The organism is Streptomyces sp. NPDC041129, from assembly GCF_055592265.1.
Window position 1 is genome coordinate 44,813 of sequence record NZ_JBVIYV010000016.1, and the last position, 17,008, is coordinate 61,820.

The following is a 17,008-nucleotide window of genomic DNA, read 5'->3' on the forward strand; positions in this document are numbered from 1 at the left end:
AGCGGCGTCACGCCGCTGGTCGTCGTCAGACGCGAACACTCATCGGACACCCCTCCCCCTCCCCTGGCAGACGGGCTAGTGCGCGGGCCGGGCGGCCCGGCCATCGACTGCCGTGCGGCGCTCCCGCGTCGAGGCCCCGGGGCCGCACAGGGACGGCCGGCGGTGCGGGGTGTGGTCAGCCCGTCTCGTGGCGGTCGGGGTTCACGGCGGCGGGGGTGAGGGGCCCGTTCGCCACCACGATCGAGGTCAGCGGGTAGGGCGGGCCGCTGGTCCCGTCCAGGGTGAGAAGGGGGGTGTCGTCCTCCTGACGCAGGCCGTCGTAGAGCCACATCTGACCGAGGCGGTCGGTGTGGTTGAGGGCGAGGTCGTAGACGCGGCCCCCCAGAACGAAAGGGTCGGCTGCCCGCTGCGCCGCCTCCTGAAGAAGACGGGGCACGGCCTCCGCGGTGAGATGAACCTCCACCCCGTCGAGGTCCGCGGTGGCGGTCTGGACCCATCCACTGCGGTGGGTCGGCGCGTTCAACGGTGCACCGATCGCGGCCAGCCAGTACTCCCAGTCGCTCAGCGACACGGCGTGGATACGGACGTCGACGCGGTCATGCTCTGCGGTGATCCCGGTGACCTCGAGCCGGGCCGCGTTCTCCGCCCGCAGCCTGGCCGCCGTGACCGCGGCCGACGGCCGCGCCCCGTCCTCGCCGGGCCTGCGCGACTCCTGGACGCCGGTGTGCCGGACCGGTTCGGGTGCGACTGCGGTCGGCTGCTGGACGAGAGCCGGTTCGAGCCCCTCGGCCTGCTGGACAGAGACCGGTTCGAGCCCCTCGGCCTGCTGGACAGAGGGCGGAGGCTGGGCCTGGCCGCCGTCGGCCGTGCGCGGCCCCTGGGCGCCGGTGTTCTGTCCGGTGACCGGTCCGAGCGCGACCGGCCGCCGGGTGGCAGCCAGGGCGGGCACGGCGGCCTGCCGGGCGGAGGCCGGAGCGGGCACGGCGGCCTGCCGGGCCAGGGGTTGGGGCTGGGTCTGGCTCTCGTCGGTGGTGCGCGGCTCCTGGACACCGGTGCCGTGTCCGGTGACCGGTCCGGGCGCGGACGGCTGCTGGACGAGGGCCGGTTCGAGCGCCGGGGCCGGGACGTCGCGGGATTCGGGCATGGTCAGGCCCGCGGGGCACGGCTCGGACGCGCCGAGGATACGCAGCGGGCGGCGCGTTGCGGGCGGGCCGGGGGTGTCCTCACCCAAGCGGGGCGCTGTGACCGCCTCCCACAGGGTCGGCGCGCCCGGTACGGAATGCGCCTGGATCTCGGTGACCTCGCCTGCGGGGTCGCCGGGTTCCGCGTCGGGCGCGGGGGGCGGTGTGGGGTGCTGTTGTCTGAGGCGTCTGAGGGTGTCGGCGCCACCGGTTTCCACCAGACGGCCCTGTGCGTTGAGATCGGCGATGAAGGCGTGGGCGAGTTCGCTGAGCCGCGCGGTCAGTTCCCGCTCGAGGTCGCCGTCCTTGTTGTAGGCGATGGTCATGCCACAGCTCCCGGGTAGGCCTTGCGGAGGGAATCGAGCGCGCGCCACTGGAGTGTTTTCACGGCGCCGTCGGTGGTGCCCATGGTGCGGGCGGTCTCGCGGACGGACATCTCCCCCAGGAACCGCAGCCGGATGACGACCTGCTGACGGGGGGTGATCTCCGACAGGGCGTGATGCAGGTCGTCGAGCGCGAGGGAGAACAGAACGGTTTCTTCTGGGTCGCTCACCGAGGGGGCCCAGGCGTCTCCCACCTGGGTGATCTGGTCGACGAAGGTGAGATGGCGGGTCGTGGCGGTCTTGAAGTGGTCGGCGACCGCGTGACGGGCGATGGTGCACAGCCAGGCACGGATCGACGTACCCGTCCAGGTGAAAGTCTTGATCTTGATCCATGCCTTCATGAAGACGTCCGCGGTGAGGTCCTCGGCCAGCGCGGAGTTCGAGTCAACGCGCCGGCCGATGAGTGTGGCGATGACACCGTGGTGCATCCGGTACAGCTCGGCGAACGCCTCGCGATCGCCTTGCTGGGCACGGCTGATGAGGGCCAATTCCCCCGTGGTGCCGCCGTCGACGGCAGCGTCGTGGGCCTGAGTGGTCAAAGGATTGCTCCCGGTCGTAGGGACAGAAGGTGAGGTGGGCTGCCGGCAGAACGTGAGGCGGGGGTCGCGAAGACCGCCCTGCAGGCCCGCGGGCCCCGGGGACGAAGGGAATCAGGCCCGCCCGCGGCTCGGCCCCGCGCCGGCCGAGGCCCCGGGCGTGCCGAGGATCGGACCGGTTCCCCGGACGGCCCCCCGCGCCGGCCGAGGATCCGGGCGGGCCGGCCGAGGGCCCGGGCCGGCCGAGGATCGGGCCTGCCGAGGATCGGGCCTGCCGAGGATCGGGCCTGCCGAGGATCCGGGCCGGTTCCCCAGGCGGCCCCCGCGCCGACCGAGCCCCCGGACCGGCCGAGGATCCGGGCCTGCTGAGGATCCGGGCCGGTGTTCAATCGGCCGCGGGCCGGCAGGCGGCCCCGTGCCGCAGGCGGTGCCGCTCCCGGGCGGGCACCCGCCGGCGCTGCGGAAGGCTGCGCTGCATCGTGTGCGGGTCGTCGTAGACGAGCGCGTCGAGCCGGACACTGTAGGCGTCCCGCAGCGTCCAGAGCGTGGCCAGGCTCGGCTGTTTCGTTCCACTCGCGAGCCGGTGGAACGTCGACCTGCTGATCCCGGTGCGCTGCGCCATGTCCGCGACGCTTTCGTCACCCAGCTCCCCGGCCTTGAGCAGGAGCGTGGCCATATGGAGGCGAAGCATGGTCAAAAGACCCCCTCAGCAACGTGCAGCCGTGCGGCTTACCCACACGCGCGCAACATATGCAAGTTGCCGGAAATGAGTGACGCAAGGGTATTTTGATTCGCACACCAATACGAGAATCGGGATGTGGCCTGCACAAATGCCGATCTAGGTTTTGACCTGCAAAGGTGCACGCGTGCAACCAGCATGTGACAACATGCCTGCGCGCTACCCTCCGACCATGCGGAGTGCGAAGGATTCCCCCCATGAGAGCCGGACCCAACGACAGGCTCAGGCGCAGCGGATCGGCGCGTATCTCACCCAGGCCGCGACGGCAGCTGGATACGACGTCCGCCGGCGCCACGGCGGCCGGGCACAACTGGCGGCCGCGACCGGTCTGAGCCTGACCACCATCAGCCGGACGCTGGACGGCAAAACACTGCCGCTGTCCTCCCAATTGAGCACGTGGGCGACCGTCCTCAACCTCGATCACCGCAGGGTTCTAGTGGAAAGCGGCCTCATTCCCGAGCAGCGCGGACCCGAATCACAGAGGCGGGGACCGAACCCGGCAACGCTTTCTCCGGACGAGGCCATGACCGCCTGGAGAATCACCGACCCGATCATCCGCAGAACACTGAACGGGAGCATCCTCCACGCGATCGCACTCCAAGCGGAAATCGACGCGGCCACACGATCCCGGGCCACACACGAAGACAACACCACGTGGCGCACCCGCAGATGACCCCGCTCCCGCCACGTTCCCCCACCTCGTGGAACACCCCACACCGAACCGTCACGACATGAACCGACCGCCCCCGCAGGGGACGTGACACACACCAGCCGATACCACCACGCGAGCACGGCCCCCTGCCGCCAGACACACGGACCCGGCATCACCCAACACGCGCGCCGGTATCACCAAACGCGGGTTTGTGTCGCCCAGCACGCAGGGGGTATCGCCCAGCACGCGGGTCTATGTCGCCAGATGTGCGGGCCTGTGTCGCCCAGTGCGCGGGCCGGTATCACCAGACGCACGGGTTCGGTATCGCCCAGCGCGCGCCGATGTCGCCCAGCCCGCGCGCCGGTGTCGCCAGATGTGCGGGCCGGTATCGCCCAGCGCGCGGGGCCGGTGGGCGTCATCCGTCGCGGCCCTGGGGCGGCGGCCCGACGCCACCCCCGGCCGGCGCGACGACCCGGCCGGACCCGGTCCGAAACACCGCGCACCCCGATCACCGGCAGCACCACGCCCGCAGCCGCACCGAAATCGAGCACATGCCCGCCCGCCGGGTCCGCCCCTCTCGGCCATGACTCTCCCGCTAAGCTCGGCGGAATCTTCCCGGAAACCAGCGCCTTCACCACAGCTCACGGTCACCGGAAGAGCGGGGAATATCCTCCTGCCGCGCCACATCCAGCGGGTCGAAAAAGGGCCACGCCGAGAGGGGTATCAGGTGCTTGTCGTACACGGAGCCCCCACGACCGCCGTCGTGCGCAGCAGCACCGGCGAAGCCGTGGTCCTGCTTTCCGGCGACTCACTGCGCCAGGCCCCCGAGAAGACGTTCACCGAAATGATCAAAGCCGCCACCGCCGTCCTCAGCGCCGCAGAACTCAAGACCGTCAACAACGCCTATCCCACACTCGGCACCACACCCCCCGACTTCCACGCCCACGTCGACGGAAACAAGCTCACCGTCTACCGACTGAGGGTGAACTGAGCTGCTCCTGCGGCCGCCGAACACGACGCATTCCCCTGCCTTTTCGCTGTGCGGCAGCCGGTCCTTCGCGGCGAAGCCCGCCCCGGGGCGACGTAAGGTTTCCCGGGAAAGGATCTCGTGGAACGGCCCGGCCCCCAGGGGGATGTCGCTAGCCGTGATGAGTTTCGCGGCGCCAAGCGGTCCTACGGTCGAACCGGTGTCACGGAGGAGGACTTTGGATGCGCAGCGTGACCTATTCGATGGGCGTCTCACTCGACGGCTACATCGTCGGACCCGACGGTGAATTCGGCTGGACGGCCCCCGACAAGGACGTCTTCCGTTTCTGGATCGAGGAGATCCGCGAGGTCGGCGTCCACCTGATGGGACGACGCCTGTACGAGACGATGCTGTACTGGGAGAGCGCCGACCAGGACCCCACGCTCGGCGCCGCCGAACGCGAGTGGACCGCGCTGTGGAAGCCGCTTCCCAAAGTGGTGTTCTCCACCACGCTGGAGACAGTGCAGGGCCAGGCCCGCCTCGCCTCCGGCACCCTGGCGCGCGAGATCAAACGCTTGCGAGCCGAACCGGGCCAGGGCGACATCGCGATCGGCGGTGCGACCCTCGCCGCCGAAGCCGCCGCGTCCGATCTGATCGACGAATACCGGACCGTGGTCTACCCCGTACTCGTCGGCGGCGGCACCCCGTTCTTCCCCCGACACGAACGCCGGGTCAACCTCGAACTCGCCGAGACCCGCACCTTCCACTCGAACATCGTCTACCTCCGCTACCGCGTCACACGGTAGAACCTCACCCGCGACCAGCACGGCACCCCCCTAGCCGTAGCCGTGGCCGTGGCACCACGACACCACCGGGCCACGACCACGGGGCCACAGCTATAGAGAGTCTCCCCCTCTCCTCAGAAACCGCTTCCTTGATGCCGGGGCCGGTTCACGGGGCCTCTGCGGGTGCGCGACGCCATCCACTGAGGGGGCTTCCAGACGGGCTGTGGGGCAGGTGGTCGCAGGACGCCGGTCCCGGGCACGACGGCACGACGAGCACGACGAGCGCGGGCAGCGGTCGAGGGCCGCACCCCGGCACCCGGGTGCGGCCCTCGGCGTCTGTGCATACGCGGGCCAGCCGCCGTAGGGCACGGTGATGAGTTCCATAGCGTGGCCGGCCGGGTCCATGAAGTAGACGCCGCGGCCCCCGTCGTTGTGGTTGACCGTGCCGAGCTGCTGCCGGCGCGGATCGGCGTGCTGCTCGATGCCGCACTGGGTGATCTGGGCGTATGCCGCGTCGAACTCTTCTTCGGAGATCAAGAACGCGTAGTGCTGAGGAGCGATCTTGTCGGCGGGGATCGCGGCGAAGTCCAGCGTGACGCCGTTGCTCAAACCGACCCCGATGAACGGGCCCCACTCGGCGGTGATCTCAAGGCCCAGCAGGCCGACGAGGAACTCTGCCGACTCCCGGTTGTCCCGGGCGTGGACGATCGTGTGGTTCAACTGCACTGTCAAGGAATGCCTCCGAGGGCATCTCCTGACCCTCCATGCCTCACCCAGCCGGTGACCGACACGCGATATCACGGCAGATGCTAGTCGCCGCTGCCGATCGACGTGAGCCGGTGACCGACACGAGCGGCGACCGTACCGGCGAAGGCAGCAAAGAGTTCGGCCCTTGTGTGCGTAGCGGTGACGCACGCTCCGGCATCCGGCCAAGCCCCGTGCATACCGGTCCGGTATTTCGTCGTGTCCGGCCTCTTTACCCGGGCCCAGGGCCGTGACGGCACCGTCCGGGCTGCGGAACTCACGATCCGGAGCGCAGCCCCAGCACACTGTGCTGCACCGCACCCGAGGGAAGATCACTCTTTCCCGAAGCCCTGGCAGTCAACTCCACCAAACTGGAACGGAGTTCCGCGGCGGGCTCCCCCAGGACGATCACGCTGATGATCAGCTCCATCATCAGACAGTCGTACGCGTCGCCCATGTTCCGGTAGCGCTTGGCGTCGCCCTCGACCACGGCGGAGACGATCCTCCTGCCACGGCCGGCCGCGGGGGTGAAGGACACCTCGTAGACGCCGTGACCGGTCCAACTCCAGTGCATGAACAGAACATCGCCCTCAGCGAAGACGTTCCACTTCTCATCCATGCCCGCGGCGCGATAGCCGCGCTGGATCCGATCCCACTCCTCCTCCGTCCAGACTCGGTCCGGCACCTGGGACACCGGCCGGAGCACGCTGATCGGGTGCAGGCGCCGGAACGACTCTCCGATGAGCGGGGCATCGGCCATCATGACCCAATCCTAGGGAAGCACCACTCCCCCACGACAGCCGATGACCTCCCCGAGCCCGCAACTCCGGCGCAGGGCCGCCCACCCCGACCCAGACGCGACTGCGGGGTGGCGGCGTGCAGCAGCCGTGCGGGGTGCCGGCCGCACTCCCTGACGCCGCAACGGGCCAGGTCCCGCACGCCGGCCGGCACGCCCGGCGAGCGGTCCGCCTCCCCGCCTGCCCGCCTGCCCGCCTGCCCGCCTGCCCGCCTGCCCGCCTGCCCGCCTGCCCGCCTGCCCGCCTGCCCGCCTGCCCGCCACGGTGCCGTGCAGGCACGGCCGGATCCGATAAGGACGCGGGCCGGACAGCACAGCCGGTCTCGCTGATGCCATACGGAGGAACAGCCGTCCGACTTTGAACCAATGTCGCATTAGGATTGTTTGCGTTTTTCCTTCGGCTTCGGTTAGTGTCCAGGCCCTCCGAACGAATCGTTCGGAGACTTCGGACGGTTGGGCGGCTTCTCCCCCGATTCCGCCATGCCCCGACAAGAGCAGCCGGGTTTCCGCATAACCCGGCACCGACAGGTCACGCACCTCGCGCCGTCCCTCGAACCTCCCCGCGCGGACCGTGCGGACGGCCTGCTACTCGCTCACCGTCAGCCGGAACGCGCCAGCAGGTTCGAAAAAGGCGAGGACCGAAGACGCGGCCCGACACCACGTCGGGCCGCGCTCACACCGGAACTCTCTTTGTTCACAGACCACTTGAAGGGTGAAAGGACTCATTTTCATGAACCTGGACCAGCTCGAGACCGAAACCGCGGAACTGCTGCCAGGACGCGAGGCACTCGGCAAGTTCTCGTTCAACTTCGCCAAGATGACCACCGTCACCAAGAAGGTGGCCCACGCGGACGCACACAACGAGCCAGCCGCACTCAACCAGTGCTCGCCCTACGCGGTCGCCCAGACCAAGGCCACCCAGAGCATCAGCATCCAGCAATAACACACCAGAGCCGCGCAGGACCGGGCCAATGGACGAACCCAGCCCTACCCGGCACCCCCGGCCCCACGCAACCCGCGCGGCGACGAGCGCGCCACTGGTCGTCGCGACCGCTGCTGACGAGCGTTCAGGCAGAAGAGGCCGGGCAGGGCGGCGATACCACGCGCAACTCCCATGTCCCCCACCGGTGCACCACGCAACGTCACGGCCGACGGGGCATCAAACAGACTCAGTACCGACGCAGTGGACCAGAGCACCGCCCGTACACGCACCACCGCACCGGCCCTCAACGGTCGGACCCGCCGCGCCGGGACCGCTCCCCCGCACCCCACCACACCACGCGCCCGCCGCCGCCCGGTGACCGCGACTGTGCGGGCGTTACCCTCGTGGGCGGCCGCCCAGCGCGAACTCTCCCACCGGCCCGCGCCGCAACACCCGCACCCATGAGCCGAACCGTCAACTGCGCCCAGAAGAGGCCCATGCCGACGTCCGACGACCACACCAGCCGCACCACCCTGCAGGCCCACCCCCCTCACCACGGACACGTCCCCGGGCAGCCAGCCGGCCCCCACACGCCCACACGCCCGGCGAACCGGCGCACCCGGCGCCCTTCATGACCGCCCCCCCCCCGGAAACTGGGGCGTCGCGCCGGTCCCGCAGGCGGCTGCCGGTGTCCGTCTCGCGCAGCCGGTAGACGCCCGGCGGCAGGTCGTCGAAGGCCAGGGTGCCGTCGGCGCCGGTGGTGCCATCGGCGACGACGCGGCCGCTGGGGGTTCGGTGAGCTGGAAGGCGGCGGCGGCCAGGCGATCGCCGCCCGGGTCCCGCTTGTGGATGGTCACACCCCCTGGGGCTGCGGTGACCTTGACGGCGGCGCCCGCGCACGCGGTGGTGTCACCGGCCAGCAGCATCCGCTGCGCCCTGCTGTCGCGGGGGGTGAGGATCTTCAGACCGGAGCCGGCCAGGTCCTTGGCGGTGGCGCGGACGGTGGCCGTGCCCTTGGTATCGGCGGTGAACTCCCACTCGGCGGTGCCGCCCGGACCGGTGGTGACCTGCCCCTGCTCACCGTGCTCGCCGTGGGTGCCCGCTTCAGCGAGGGCGACCTGGCTGTGCACCCGCACGACCGCTGTCCCGGACTGGCTCGCCCGCCTCGAGCAGCTCGAGCACCTGACCACCGTCCAGTTCAAGCAGACAGCTCGTCCAAGCGCCGCCGCATACGAACGACCACCGAATCTGAACCCTGCGCAGCGCAGATGACACGACCTGATCACCCAACCAGCCAACTGACAAATCCGCAGTCCAGACCCCTGCTCCAGCAAGCGCCCACAATCACTTCAGCCACTGGCACTCCCTCACCCGCCGCCGCACCACAAACTGATCAGTGCAGGCCAGGCCACCAGCCACTGATCAGAAAAACCGCTCCTGGACAACAGCTGGCCGCCATCTTCCTGCGCTGGACCTGAGGAGCTGAATCAGTGCGCGAAGATCATGAAGAGGATGGCGGTCGCTACCGCGCTGATGAGCAGGGAACCGAGACAGCCGATCCGGTTGCTGAAGAAGATCATGGTGCCCGTATACCCGGAAACCGCCGATGCCGCATCGACAGGTTCCATGGTGGAGAGCTGCCCAGCAGATGGCGGCCGACGTGCGGTGAGCGTGCCGGCTCCTGCGGGAGGGGTCAGTCAGTGCCGATGTCGAAGGTTTGCTTGCTGCCGTAGTTGTAGGTGTTGAAAACGCCGCTGGTAGCACCGACGATCAGGTCAACACTGTCACCGGCGGAGCGGCTACCCTCAATGTTGATCTGGACAGGCGCGTCGGTGCACCAGTAGCTCTTGTACTGCCAGCCGTTCTTCGAAGGCCCGTAGCCGAAGGTGATGGACTGGCCGGTGATCGTGCTGTCGTGGCAGTAGGCGTCCAGCACCCCCTGAATCACGTACCGGGTCGGACCGTCGGACCGGACCGTGCCGTTGAAGCGCACGTCGTACTTGATGTTCCCCAGTCCGTCCCGCTGGATGTACGAGACGTGCGCCTCCTGAGTCGTGGCGCTGGCGGGAGCAGCCGACACCACGGGCAGGACAGCAGCCGCGACGGCGGCCCCGACGCAAGCCAGAGGCCGTACGCGACCAGCCGAAAGAAGAGCCATCGAGCGTTTCCCTTCAAGAGGCAGCACTTGCTTCGTCCAGACCGAGTGTTACCAGCCCACGGCCTCTCACCAGCCGGTTCGGCCCCGGAACACCATTTCGAGCGACCATGGCATATGCCATTTGCATCTGTTGGCCGGACAGTCATTCAGCCGAGCACCGATGGCCTGCAACGGCGGCGACTTGCGGAAGTGACCCCCAGCGCCCAGAGGCAGCCAGGTAGACGCGGGCGTTACGCAGGCGCGGTGACGGCAGCCGGGCAGGCGATGACCGCCGACCGGGCTGCGAGGGCATGTTACGGCGGACACCGGTGGTGGTTCCGTCGGCGCCGCTGGGCCTGGCGAGGTCTTCCGCCGTCCAGCCGCCCCACCCGGCGCCCGCTCCGAAGCAGCCACTGATCGGATGCAGCATTGCCGGCCTGAGCTTCGGCGGTGCACCGGGCCCGGACACCGGCCGAGCAAGGCGCGCTGGCGACGTAGCTTCCCTGCCACCGGGTAGGGGGATGGTGGCCAGGGCCGTTGATGGGCGTTGGGGGCTGCCGGCGCAGTGGCGAGGTGGGCGGAAGGCGGGTGGCGCGGTCGGCGGCGGTGCGGACCCGGATCTGTTCCAGGCGGTGTTGGACGCGGACCGTAGAGGTCGATGGCGTCGGTGAGGACGTCCCATTCGCCGCCGTCGAGGCCTTGAGGGCGCGAGCCGAGTATGTCGGGGCCAGCACGGTAGTGGCGGCGTCGATGGTCGCCGATGGCGGTCCGAGCTTGATTGTCGTCCTGTGCGTCTTCGTCGTCCTTCCGGGCGCGGTGATCTCCTTCAAGGGACCTCCCGCTGTTTGGTTTTGCTGGTCTGGCAGCCACCCCTTCGAACCTGCTCGAATCCTTGCACGGAACGTCGCGGCAACATGCCTGGCTGACTCAATCTGGTGGTGGGCGGAACACCAACGCACACGATCCGCATACCTGACCTTTGCATACGCCAGGCCCCCCATGTGGCACTCGACAGGAGATCTCGTTGCGAAGACTCAGACTCAATCTCGCCGCCACTGTTACGGCTGCGGTCGTAACCATGTTGCTGCCCCTCATAGGCACGGGCTCAGCAGCCGCCAGCGACTCATGCACGCCCAGCGTCACCTGGGACTACTACTCGTACACCGATATCGCTGGCAATCACTACGGGCACAAGGTCTACGTCCACTGGAACCCGTGCAACCGGCCGACGCGAGCCCGAGCGCACTGCCAGAACTTCCCGTATGGCACGTACTACGCGTACGGCAACACCATCAACTCCACGGGAACCAGCGTTGTCGCCTGCGGCGGGGGTAACCCGCGGTATGGCAGCCAGGGCTGGCAGGAGTACTACGGCGGCTCCTGGCACTACCACCAGCTCTTCGCCGTCTGAGACCCGGGCGACAGTGAGGGTCCGCACCCCGGGGTGCGGACCCTCACCGCGTTGATCAACGGCGGCCGGGCCTGTTATGCAGTCAGTGGGCCTGGGCGCGCGCCTCGTAGACCAGCTCCGCGAAGCCACCGTGTACCCGGCAGCCGACCGGAGCCGCACCTGACGCGCCTGATCAAACACCCTGCGAACGGGCACTTCGCCCGCGCGCTGAGGCATGGCATGCGTGCGAAGGAACCTTGCCCCGACCGTAAGCACGCCGACTGCGCAACGCCCTCACGTGTGACCGGTCAACAGTGGGTGTCTGCTTCACCCTGGAGGCGGGTCTCGCGGTCGTCGGCGAAGCACTGGACTGGAACACCCACTACTGGCCGGTGTCGCGCGGCCTGCGCTTCACACGGCCCTCCGTACACGCCGCCTCGAGCCAGCGCCCCGCGAGTGCCGGACCGGCAGGCGCTGTGCGGGATCCTGTTCGTCCTGCACACGGGCATCCAATGGGAGTACCTGCCGCAGGAACTGGACTTCGGCTCAGGCATGACCTGCTGGCGGCGCCTGGCCGCCTGGAACGAGGCCGGCGTGTGGGACGAACTGCACCTGGTGCTCCTGAAGAAGCTGCGGGCGGCGAAGAAGCCGGACTGGTCCCGGGCGGTGATCGACTCATCCCACGTCCGGGCCGCTCGACGGGGCCCAAAAGCGGTCCCAGCCCGGTCGACCGCGCACGGCCGGGCAGCAAGCACCACGTCCTCACCGACGGCCAAGGCATCCCGCTCGCAGTGCCGCTGACCGGCGGAAACCGCAACGACGTCACCCAACTCCTGCCCCTGCTCGACAAGATCCCGGCGGTCACCGGCGTCGTCGGCCGCCCCAGACATCGACCCGACGCCCTACTTGCCGACCGCGGCTACGACCACGACAAATACCGCCGCCTACTGTGGCAGCGCAGCATCCGCCCGGTCATCGCCGAACGAGGCGTGGAACACGGCTCTGGCCTGGGCATCTTCCGCAGGGTCGTCGAGCGCACCATCGCCTGGCTGCACGGCCTTCGCCGCCTGCGGATCCGCTGGGAGCGACGCGACGACATCCACGAGGCCTTCCTCGGCCTCGCCACCTGCCTGATCACTCACCGACACATCCAACGCCTGCGTTGGGACCTCTTATCATGCACCGTTGACGTCAGGCAGTGGTGGGGCTCTTACTGCCGCGCCGAGACCGCTATTCGCATACGGCCTCTGTGTCGCTCCGGTGGGTTTCGGGCGCTGGCGATCCTCGACCTACAGGTTGCCGTCACCGGTCTGGCGCTGTCGGCGATGTCGGATGCTGGGAATGTCGTCCGGGCTGCCGCATGACACCGCGTGAGACGTGTACCGAAACGGGTCGGACTGCTGTACGTGGCACTGGTCACGGCATTACTGGCGTACGCCATCGCACGCGGCCACCCAGTCGGCGACGTGGGTACCGTCGTCTCCACATTCACCAGCCTGCTCGCGCTACCCGCCGCAGTGATCGCCGTGCTCCGCCCCGGCAAGAGCGGGTCGGCGCCCGTTCGGCTGGAGGACATGGCCGACCACCTCGCCCAGGGGATGCGCCAGCAGTGGGAGGCCGAGGCGCAGGTACGCCGCCTCAACGACCCTTTCCCGCTGGCGGTCGAGTGGGAAGCGGCCGCCGCGGACCTGGTTGAGTCATGGCCTCAGTTGAGGGAGTTGGCTCGGGGGTGGCCCGGCCAGTCCGCAGCCAACTGCACATGGGCTGACAGCCCGAACGCACTGGCCGGCAAGGGAGGAGACATCGCTCAGGTCTTCGAACGCGTGCCCACCCGCCGCCTGGTGATCCTCGGTGAGCCCGGCACCGGCAAGACCGTGCTACTCATCCGCCTCCTCCTTGCCCTGCTCGAGCGCCGCGCGCCCGGCGGCCCCGTCCCGGTCCTTTTTTCCCTGGCCTCGTGGGACCCAGCCCAGAAGGACCTCTACACATGGATGGCCGACCAACTCGCCCGAGACCACCCCGCCCTACACTCCCTCGCCACTTCCTCAGAGACCGACCCCAGCACCCGGGCCCGCGCCCTGCTTGAACAACGGTTGATCCTGCCGATCCTCGACGGCCTGGACGAACTGCCGTATGCCGTGCGCCCCCGGGCGCTGTATGCCATCAACGAGGTGCTACCAGCCGGGCAGCCACTAGGCAGTTTCGTTTGGATCATGAAGAGTGCGGAACGATGTCAGCCATGGTCTCTGAAGAATCGCTCTCCAGTCCGTCGAACGACGCCGCTGGCGGCCTCATCGCATGTCCCTGCTGTTTCCGGCGGACCCTTGGAGGAACGGGCCAATTTCGAAATCTGTCCGGAGTGCGGCTGGGAAGACGACGGACAGGATGACGCGGACGCGCACGTCGTGCGGGGTGGGCCCAACGGCAGGCTGAGCCTGACGCAGGCACGCCTGGACTATCTGGAGTCAGCAGCCGAGGGACGCGATGAGTCCATGACGCGTGGCGGTGAAGGGCTGTGGATGTCGGAAGCACGGCGTCAGATGCTAGACGTGGCTGAATAGGGCAGCGTCCGGCAGTGATCCACCTCGTTGTCAGGTCATGTCGTTGACCGATGCGCAGTGGGCACGGATCGAGCCGTTACTCCCGGACCGCAGGCCGAAGCGGGGTGGCCGCTGGCGGGACCACCGGGAAGTGATCGACGCGATCGCGTTCAAGTTCCATACCGGAACGCAATGGGTCCACTTGCCGGAGAAGTACGGCAACTGGCGAGGCGTCTACAACCGGCTGCGGATGTGGGCCATCGACGGCACCTGGGAGCGGGTGTTCATCGCGCTGATGGCCCAGGCTGACGCGGACGAGGACCTCAACTGGGCCGTCTCGGTGGACTCTACGGTTGTGCGTGCCCACCAGCACGCGGCCGGGGCCCGGAAAAAGGGGCCCCGGCAGACGAACCCGGCGACCATGCCATCGGCCGCTCCCGCGGCGGACTGACCACGAAGATCCACCTCGCTGCCGATGGCCGCTGTCGGCCTCTGGCGTTCGTTCTTACTGCAGGCCAGGCCGGCGACGCACCTGCCTTCACCGACGTCATGGCCCGCCTACGCGTTTCTCGTCGGCGAGGACGGCCCCGCACCAGGCCGGACCTGGTCCTGGCCGATAAGGCGTACTCCTCCCGCGCCATCCGCGAACACCTGCGCAAGCGCGGCATCCGGGCAGTGATCCCAATCCCGGCGGACCAGCGGAGTCACCGGCTACGTCGCGGCAGCCGCGGGGGCAGGCCACCGGCCTTCGACCGCGAGACCTACAAACAGCGCAACACTGTCGAGCGGTGCATCAACCGCCTCAAGCAGTGGCGCGGCATCGCCACCCGCTATGAGAAGACCGCCACCATCTACCGGGCCGGACTCCACATCGCAGGCATCTTCCTCTGGTCCGCCCGATGATCCAAACGAAACCGCCTAGTTCCGCAGGCCCATGGAGGTTTCGATCGCCTCGGCTTCCGCGTCCGCGTCCGCGTCCTGGGTGCACAGCTCGCACGGGTCGATCTCGGCGCACTCCCCACCGCACTGACGTGACCGGTACTGCTCTCAGCCCTGCGGGAGGCGGTGCTGAGTCTTGGGCGTCAGGTGGCGGTGGGCCAGTTACGCAGCAGAGCGGCGATCTTCCCCGCGGTGCAGGCGGGGTCGAGGAGCAGGTCCTTGAGGGCGATGGCGTCCTCGCGGGCCGGTTTGACGGTGATCCCGGCGGCTTCGAGGTACATGACGCCGGACGCGGCGGCGACGGCTAGGTTGGAGCGTTCCAGCCAGCGGCAGCGGCCCAGCGTGTGCACCAGGGCGGCGGCCTTGGCGTAGGGGCCGTCGTAGACGGGCTGCTCGAACAGTTCCGCCCGGTGGCGGGCGACCGCAGAGACGGGCACGCCGTAGTCGTCGGGGGCTGGATCGTTCGCCCCGGCGGCTTCGGCGACCTGCAGGATCCAGGGAACGTCGATGTTCAGGTCCATCAGGCTGCGCGCGCTCCTCGAGGCGTCTGCTGGGCTTGTTCGGCCTCGTCGAAGAGTGCCTGGTGTTCGGCCAGGAAGCGTGCGGCCGCGTCCACAGCGCGGGCGCGCAGGCCGCTGGTGTCGTCCTGCACCAGCCGGCCGAGGTAGTCGCCGATGCTCAGCCCCAAGTCGGCGGCGCGCTTCTTCGCGAGTTCCGCCACGTCCTCGTCCACGCGCGCGCCCAGCTGTGTCTTCGCCATACCAGCATGGTAACAGCTGTTACCGGGGGTGGGGCGGCAGCGGGTGGCACGGACGCCAGCCGCGGACCGGGCGTGAACGGCGCCTCCTCTGTAGGAGGGGGGTGGCGAGTGTCGCTGCATGTCAGGCCGCCTTGTCGACTGGCTAAGCCGCGCTAGACGGCTTCTCTGTAGGCTCTGTGCGTGGAGATGCTGAGCCGTGCTGGAGCAGGTTTTAAGCACGCCTTGACCAGCGACGAGGATGAGAGCGACTTCGGGGGTTTCGCGCAGGAAGCCAGAGGGTTGTTCATCGCTAGTGATGATGGACATCGCCAGATCGAACTTCTGGGGTGCTCGCCTCGAGGCGCGCTACTGAGCTGCCTCGGCCATCTCGGCGGGCGCCGCGCCAGCGCGGGAAGTGCCCATCTGGCTCTCCTCGACGCCAAGGGCAGGGAGATGGGTTCCTACTTCGTCAGCGACCTCACAGCAACCGCCGCCACGCCTTCTCTTCGCGATGATGGGCTTCTCGACATCACTGTGCGTCTGTGGTGCGATCAGCTCCTCCCCGGTTCGGAATGGGTGTGGGAATTGCTTCGTAGTGGACAGCTGAACCGGAAGGGCATGTGGCACTCCCTCTCTCCGGAAGATTGGAAAGCCTGGCTGTTCGTAGCGCTGTTGTCGCGGCAGTACCAGCGTCGAGACCACCCCGAGGACACGGCGCCAGGGCAGGTGTTCACCTTGGACGGTCTGCAGGTCGTCGATCCCGACAGTTTCTACTGCACGCTGGGAGAAGCCATCAACGGTCCCGGGGGATACTTCGGCTGGAACCTCGCTGCCGTGGACGACTGTCTCGGCGGAGGGTTCGGTGCCGCGCCTCCGTTCACCTTGGAATGGCAGCACTCAGAGTCCGCAAGGGCGCGTCTTCTCAGTGACCACGGAGCCAATGACGCCTTCTTCGAGGTGCTCCTGGCGATCTTCACGGATCGCGGTATCGACGTCCTGCTGCGGTGACGAAAGAGCCATTGTCCTCGTGAGTAAGGGTCGGCGGCCCCGCGCATGTACGACGACAGTACCCTCCTGACCGCCGGCCACCTCGCCGCCTATGCCAGCGGGCTGCGTTCCTGGTCCGAGCCGTCACCGGCTCGGCCGTGTCCGTGCTCAGGGCGACGATGCGGTTGTCACCATCCACGTGGACGACTTTCGGCTGCAGTTTCCTCGCCACGGCGTCGGCGACCTGGGCGTAGCTGATGACAATTGCCAGGCCTCCGGGGTGAACCAGATGGGCGGCGGCAGAGGGTGACGCCGATCAGCGGACGCTTCCGTAGCGTTCCCCTGGTCTGGTCAGGGTGTGTGGTCGGACCAGGGGATGTGCTAGGGCGTGTATCGAAAGTGCCTGGTGAGGATGGAGGAGAGCCCATTTGTGATCCAGAATGATTGGATGATCACGCTTGAGACTCCCCGTTTGGTCCTGCGTCGCTGGCGCGAGGAAGACGTTGCGCCCATGGCTGCCGTCAATGCCGACCCCGCGGTCATGCGGTGGATCCGTGACGGCAGCGTCCTT

General features: G+C 68.4%; 16 protein-coding genes and 3 pseudogenes. 9 read left to right on the forward strand and 10 right to left on the reverse strand.

Going from position 1 to position 17,008, the window contains the following annotated elements:
- Nucleotides 1–175: 175 nt before the first annotated feature.
- The 3 genes from ACZ6B1_RS33785 to ACZ6B1_RS33795 form a co-directional block, all read right to left on the reverse strand.
- The gene (locus ACZ6B1_RS33785) at nucleotides 176–1,507 is read right to left on the reverse strand and encodes a BN159_2729 family protein (protein ID WP_468784583.1); all 1,332 of its coding nucleotides are present in this window, start codon (nucleotides 1,505–1,507) and stop codon (nucleotides 176–178) included.
- Nucleotides 1,504–2,103: an RNA polymerase sigma factor gene (locus tag ACZ6B1_RS33790; protein WP_468784584.1), complete on the reverse strand. Its 600-nt coding sequence runs from the start codon at nucleotides 2,101–2,103 to the stop codon at nucleotides 1,504–1,506. Before ACZ6B1_RS33790 ends, ACZ6B1_RS33785 begins: the two co-directional genes overlap by 4 nt.
- A 382-nt stretch (nucleotides 2,104–2,485) precedes the next feature.
- Nucleotides 2,486–2,791 (reverse strand): helix-turn-helix domain-containing protein, encoded by a 306-nt coding sequence (locus ACZ6B1_RS33795; RefSeq protein WP_468784585.1) that lies wholly within the window; start codon nucleotides 2,789–2,791, stop codon nucleotides 2,486–2,488.
- Between the two features lie 220 nt (nucleotides 2,792–3,011).
- Here ACZ6B1_RS33795 and ACZ6B1_RS33800 point away from each other — a divergent pair, with 220 nt between their 5' ends.
- From ACZ6B1_RS33800 to ACZ6B1_RS33810, 3 genes are all read left to right on the forward strand, one after another.
- A complete protein-coding gene (locus ACZ6B1_RS33800) occupies nucleotides 3,012–3,512 on the forward strand; it encodes a transcriptional regulator (protein WP_468784586.1) in 501 nt (166 codons plus the stop codon).
- Between the two features lie 742 nt (nucleotides 3,513–4,254).
- The gene (locus ACZ6B1_RS33805) at nucleotides 4,255–4,482 is read left to right on the forward strand and encodes a hypothetical protein (RefSeq protein ID WP_468784587.1); all 228 of its coding nucleotides are present in this window, start codon (nucleotides 4,255–4,257) and stop codon (nucleotides 4,480–4,482) included.
- A gap of 218 nt (nucleotides 4,483–4,700) precedes the next feature.
- Nucleotides 4,701–5,264: a dihydrofolate reductase family protein gene (locus tag ACZ6B1_RS33810; RefSeq protein ID WP_468784588.1), complete on the forward strand. Its 564-nt coding sequence runs from the start codon at nucleotides 4,701–4,703 to the stop codon at nucleotides 5,262–5,264.
- A 324-nt stretch (nucleotides 5,265–5,588) separates the two neighbouring features.
- On the opposite strand, the pseudogene ACZ6B1_RS33815 reads toward ACZ6B1_RS33810, so the two are convergent.
- Together ACZ6B1_RS33815 and ACZ6B1_RS33820 are read right to left on the reverse strand one after the other, a co-directional pair.
- Nucleotides 5,589–5,975 (reverse strand): annotated as a pseudogene (locus tag ACZ6B1_RS33815) (VOC family protein); the annotation flags it as partial.
- A gap of 289 nt (nucleotides 5,976–6,264) precedes the next feature.
- Nucleotides 6,265–6,747, reverse strand: a complete 483-nt coding sequence (locus tag ACZ6B1_RS33820) for a hypothetical protein (RefSeq protein WP_468784589.1) — start codon at nucleotides 6,745–6,747, stop codon at nucleotides 6,265–6,267.
- 766 nt (nucleotides 6,748–7,513) lie between these two features.
- Here ACZ6B1_RS33820 and ACZ6B1_RS33825 point away from each other — a divergent pair.
- Nucleotides 7,514–7,726 carry a hypothetical protein gene (locus ACZ6B1_RS33825; RefSeq protein WP_468784598.1) on the forward strand — a complete coding sequence of 71 codons (213 nt, stop codon included), beginning with the start codon at nucleotides 7,514–7,516 and terminating at the stop codon, nucleotides 7,724–7,726.
- Nucleotides 7,727–8,334: 608 nt separating this feature from the next.
- Here the strand turns inward: ACZ6B1_RS33825 and ACZ6B1_RS33830 are convergent.
- Together ACZ6B1_RS33830 and ACZ6B1_RS33835 are read right to left on the reverse strand one after the other, a co-directional pair.
- Nucleotides 8,335–8,841, reverse strand: a complete 507-nt coding sequence (locus tag ACZ6B1_RS33830) for a hypothetical protein (protein WP_468784590.1) — start codon at nucleotides 8,839–8,841, stop codon at nucleotides 8,335–8,337.
- A 557-nt stretch (nucleotides 8,842–9,398) separates the two neighbouring features.
- Nucleotides 9,399–9,863 (reverse strand): hypothetical protein, encoded by a 465-nt coding sequence (locus ACZ6B1_RS33835; RefSeq protein WP_468784591.1) that lies wholly within the window; start codon nucleotides 9,861–9,863, stop codon nucleotides 9,399–9,401.
- 1,060 nt (nucleotides 9,864–10,923) lie between these two features.
- Here ACZ6B1_RS33835 and ACZ6B1_RS33840 point away from each other — a divergent pair.
- The 4 genes and pseudogenes from ACZ6B1_RS33840 to ACZ6B1_RS33855 all read left to right on the forward strand — a co-directional run bounded on the left by ACZ6B1_RS33840 (nucleotide 10,924) and on the right by ACZ6B1_RS33855 (nucleotide 14,675).
- Nucleotides 10,924–11,253, forward strand: a complete 330-nt coding sequence (locus ACZ6B1_RS33840; protein ID WP_468784592.1) for a hypothetical protein — start codon at nucleotides 10,924–10,926, stop codon at nucleotides 11,251–11,253.
- 399 nt (nucleotides 11,254–11,652) lie between these two features.
- Nucleotides 11,653–12,377: pseudogene (locus ACZ6B1_RS33845) on the forward strand (IS5 family transposase); the annotation flags it as partial.
- 261 nt (nucleotides 12,378–12,638) lie between these two features.
- Nucleotides 12,639–13,793 (forward strand): CPCC family cysteine-rich protein, encoded by a 1,155-nt coding sequence (locus tag ACZ6B1_RS33850; protein ID WP_468784593.1) that lies wholly within the window; start codon nucleotides 12,639–12,641, stop codon nucleotides 13,791–13,793.
- A 37-nt stretch (nucleotides 13,794–13,830) separates the two neighbouring features.
- A protein-coding gene (locus tag ACZ6B1_RS33855) for an IS5 family transposase (protein WP_468784594.1) occupies nucleotides 13,831–14,675 on the forward strand; the annotation gives its coding sequence in 2 pieces (ribosomal slippage) (nucleotides 13,831–14,164 and nucleotides 14,164–14,675; 846 coding nt in all).
- 179 nt (nucleotides 14,676–14,854) lie between these two features.
- Here the strand turns inward: ACZ6B1_RS33855 and ACZ6B1_RS33860 are convergent.
- Nucleotides 14,855–15,232 (reverse strand): fic family toxin-antitoxin system, toxin component, encoded by a 378-nt coding sequence (locus tag ACZ6B1_RS33860; protein ID WP_468784595.1) that lies wholly within the window; start codon nucleotides 15,230–15,232, stop codon nucleotides 14,855–14,857.
- Nucleotides 15,232–15,471: a hypothetical protein gene (locus ACZ6B1_RS33865; protein ID WP_351667051.1), complete on the reverse strand. Its 240-nt coding sequence runs from the start codon at nucleotides 15,469–15,471 to the stop codon at nucleotides 15,232–15,234. Before ACZ6B1_RS33865 ends, ACZ6B1_RS33860 begins: the two co-directional genes overlap by 1 nt.
- A 186-nt stretch (nucleotides 15,472–15,657) precedes the next feature.
- Here ACZ6B1_RS33865 and ACZ6B1_RS33870 point away from each other — a divergent pair, with 186 nt between their 5' ends.
- Nucleotides 15,658–16,458 (forward strand): barstar family protein, encoded by an 801-nt coding sequence (locus tag ACZ6B1_RS33870; RefSeq protein ID WP_468784599.1) that lies wholly within the window; start codon nucleotides 15,658–15,660, stop codon nucleotides 16,456–16,458.
- A gap of 89 nt (nucleotides 16,459–16,547) precedes the next feature.
- Here the strand turns inward: ACZ6B1_RS33870 and ACZ6B1_RS33875 are convergent.
- Nucleotides 16,548–16,738, reverse strand: a pseudogene (locus ACZ6B1_RS33875) (aspartate 1-decarboxylase); the annotation flags it as partial.
- Nucleotides 16,739–17,008: the final 270 nt, after the last annotated feature.

What these genes read in the sequence shown, in the direction of transcription:
- ACZ6B1_RS33810 (WP_468784588.1), top strand. Translation starts at nt 4,701, where the DNA reads ATGCGCAGCGTGACCTATTCGATGGGCGTCTCACTCGACGGCTACATC.
- ACZ6B1_RS33865 (WP_351667051.1), bottom strand. Translation starts at nt 15,471, where the DNA reads ATGGCGAAGACACAGCTGGGCGCGCGCGTGGACGAGGACGTGGCGGAA.
- ACZ6B1_RS33860 (WP_468784595.1), bottom strand. Translation starts at nt 15,232, where the DNA reads ATGGACCTGAACATCGACGTTCCCTGGATCCTGCAGGTCGCCGAAGCC.
- ACZ6B1_RS33835 (WP_468784591.1), bottom strand. Translation starts at nt 9,863, where the DNA reads ATGGCTCTTCTTTCGGCTGGTCGCGTACGGCCTCTGGCTTGCGTCGGG.
- ACZ6B1_RS33795 (WP_468784585.1), bottom strand. Translation starts at nt 2,791, where the DNA reads ATGCTTCGCCTCCATATGGCCACGCTCCTGCTCAAGGCCGGGGAGCTG.
- ACZ6B1_RS33800 (WP_468784586.1), top strand. Translation starts at nt 3,012, where the DNA reads ATGCGGAGTGCGAAGGATTCCCCCCATGAGAGCCGGACCCAACGACAG.
- ACZ6B1_RS33870 (WP_468784599.1), top strand. Translation starts at nt 15,658, where the DNA reads ATGCTGAGCCGTGCTGGAGCAGGTTTTAAGCACGCCTTGACCAGCGAC.
- ACZ6B1_RS33785 (WP_468784583.1), bottom strand. Translation starts at nt 1,507, where the DNA reads ATGACCATCGCCTACAACAAGGACGGCGACCTCGAGCGGGAACTGACC.
- ACZ6B1_RS33820 (WP_468784589.1), bottom strand. Translation starts at nt 6,747, where the DNA reads ATGGCCGATGCCCCGCTCATCGGAGAGTCGTTCCGGCGCCTGCACCCG.
- ACZ6B1_RS33825 (WP_468784598.1), top strand. Translation starts at nt 7,514, where the DNA reads ATGAACCTGGACCAGCTCGAGACCGAAACCGCGGAACTGCTGCCAGGA.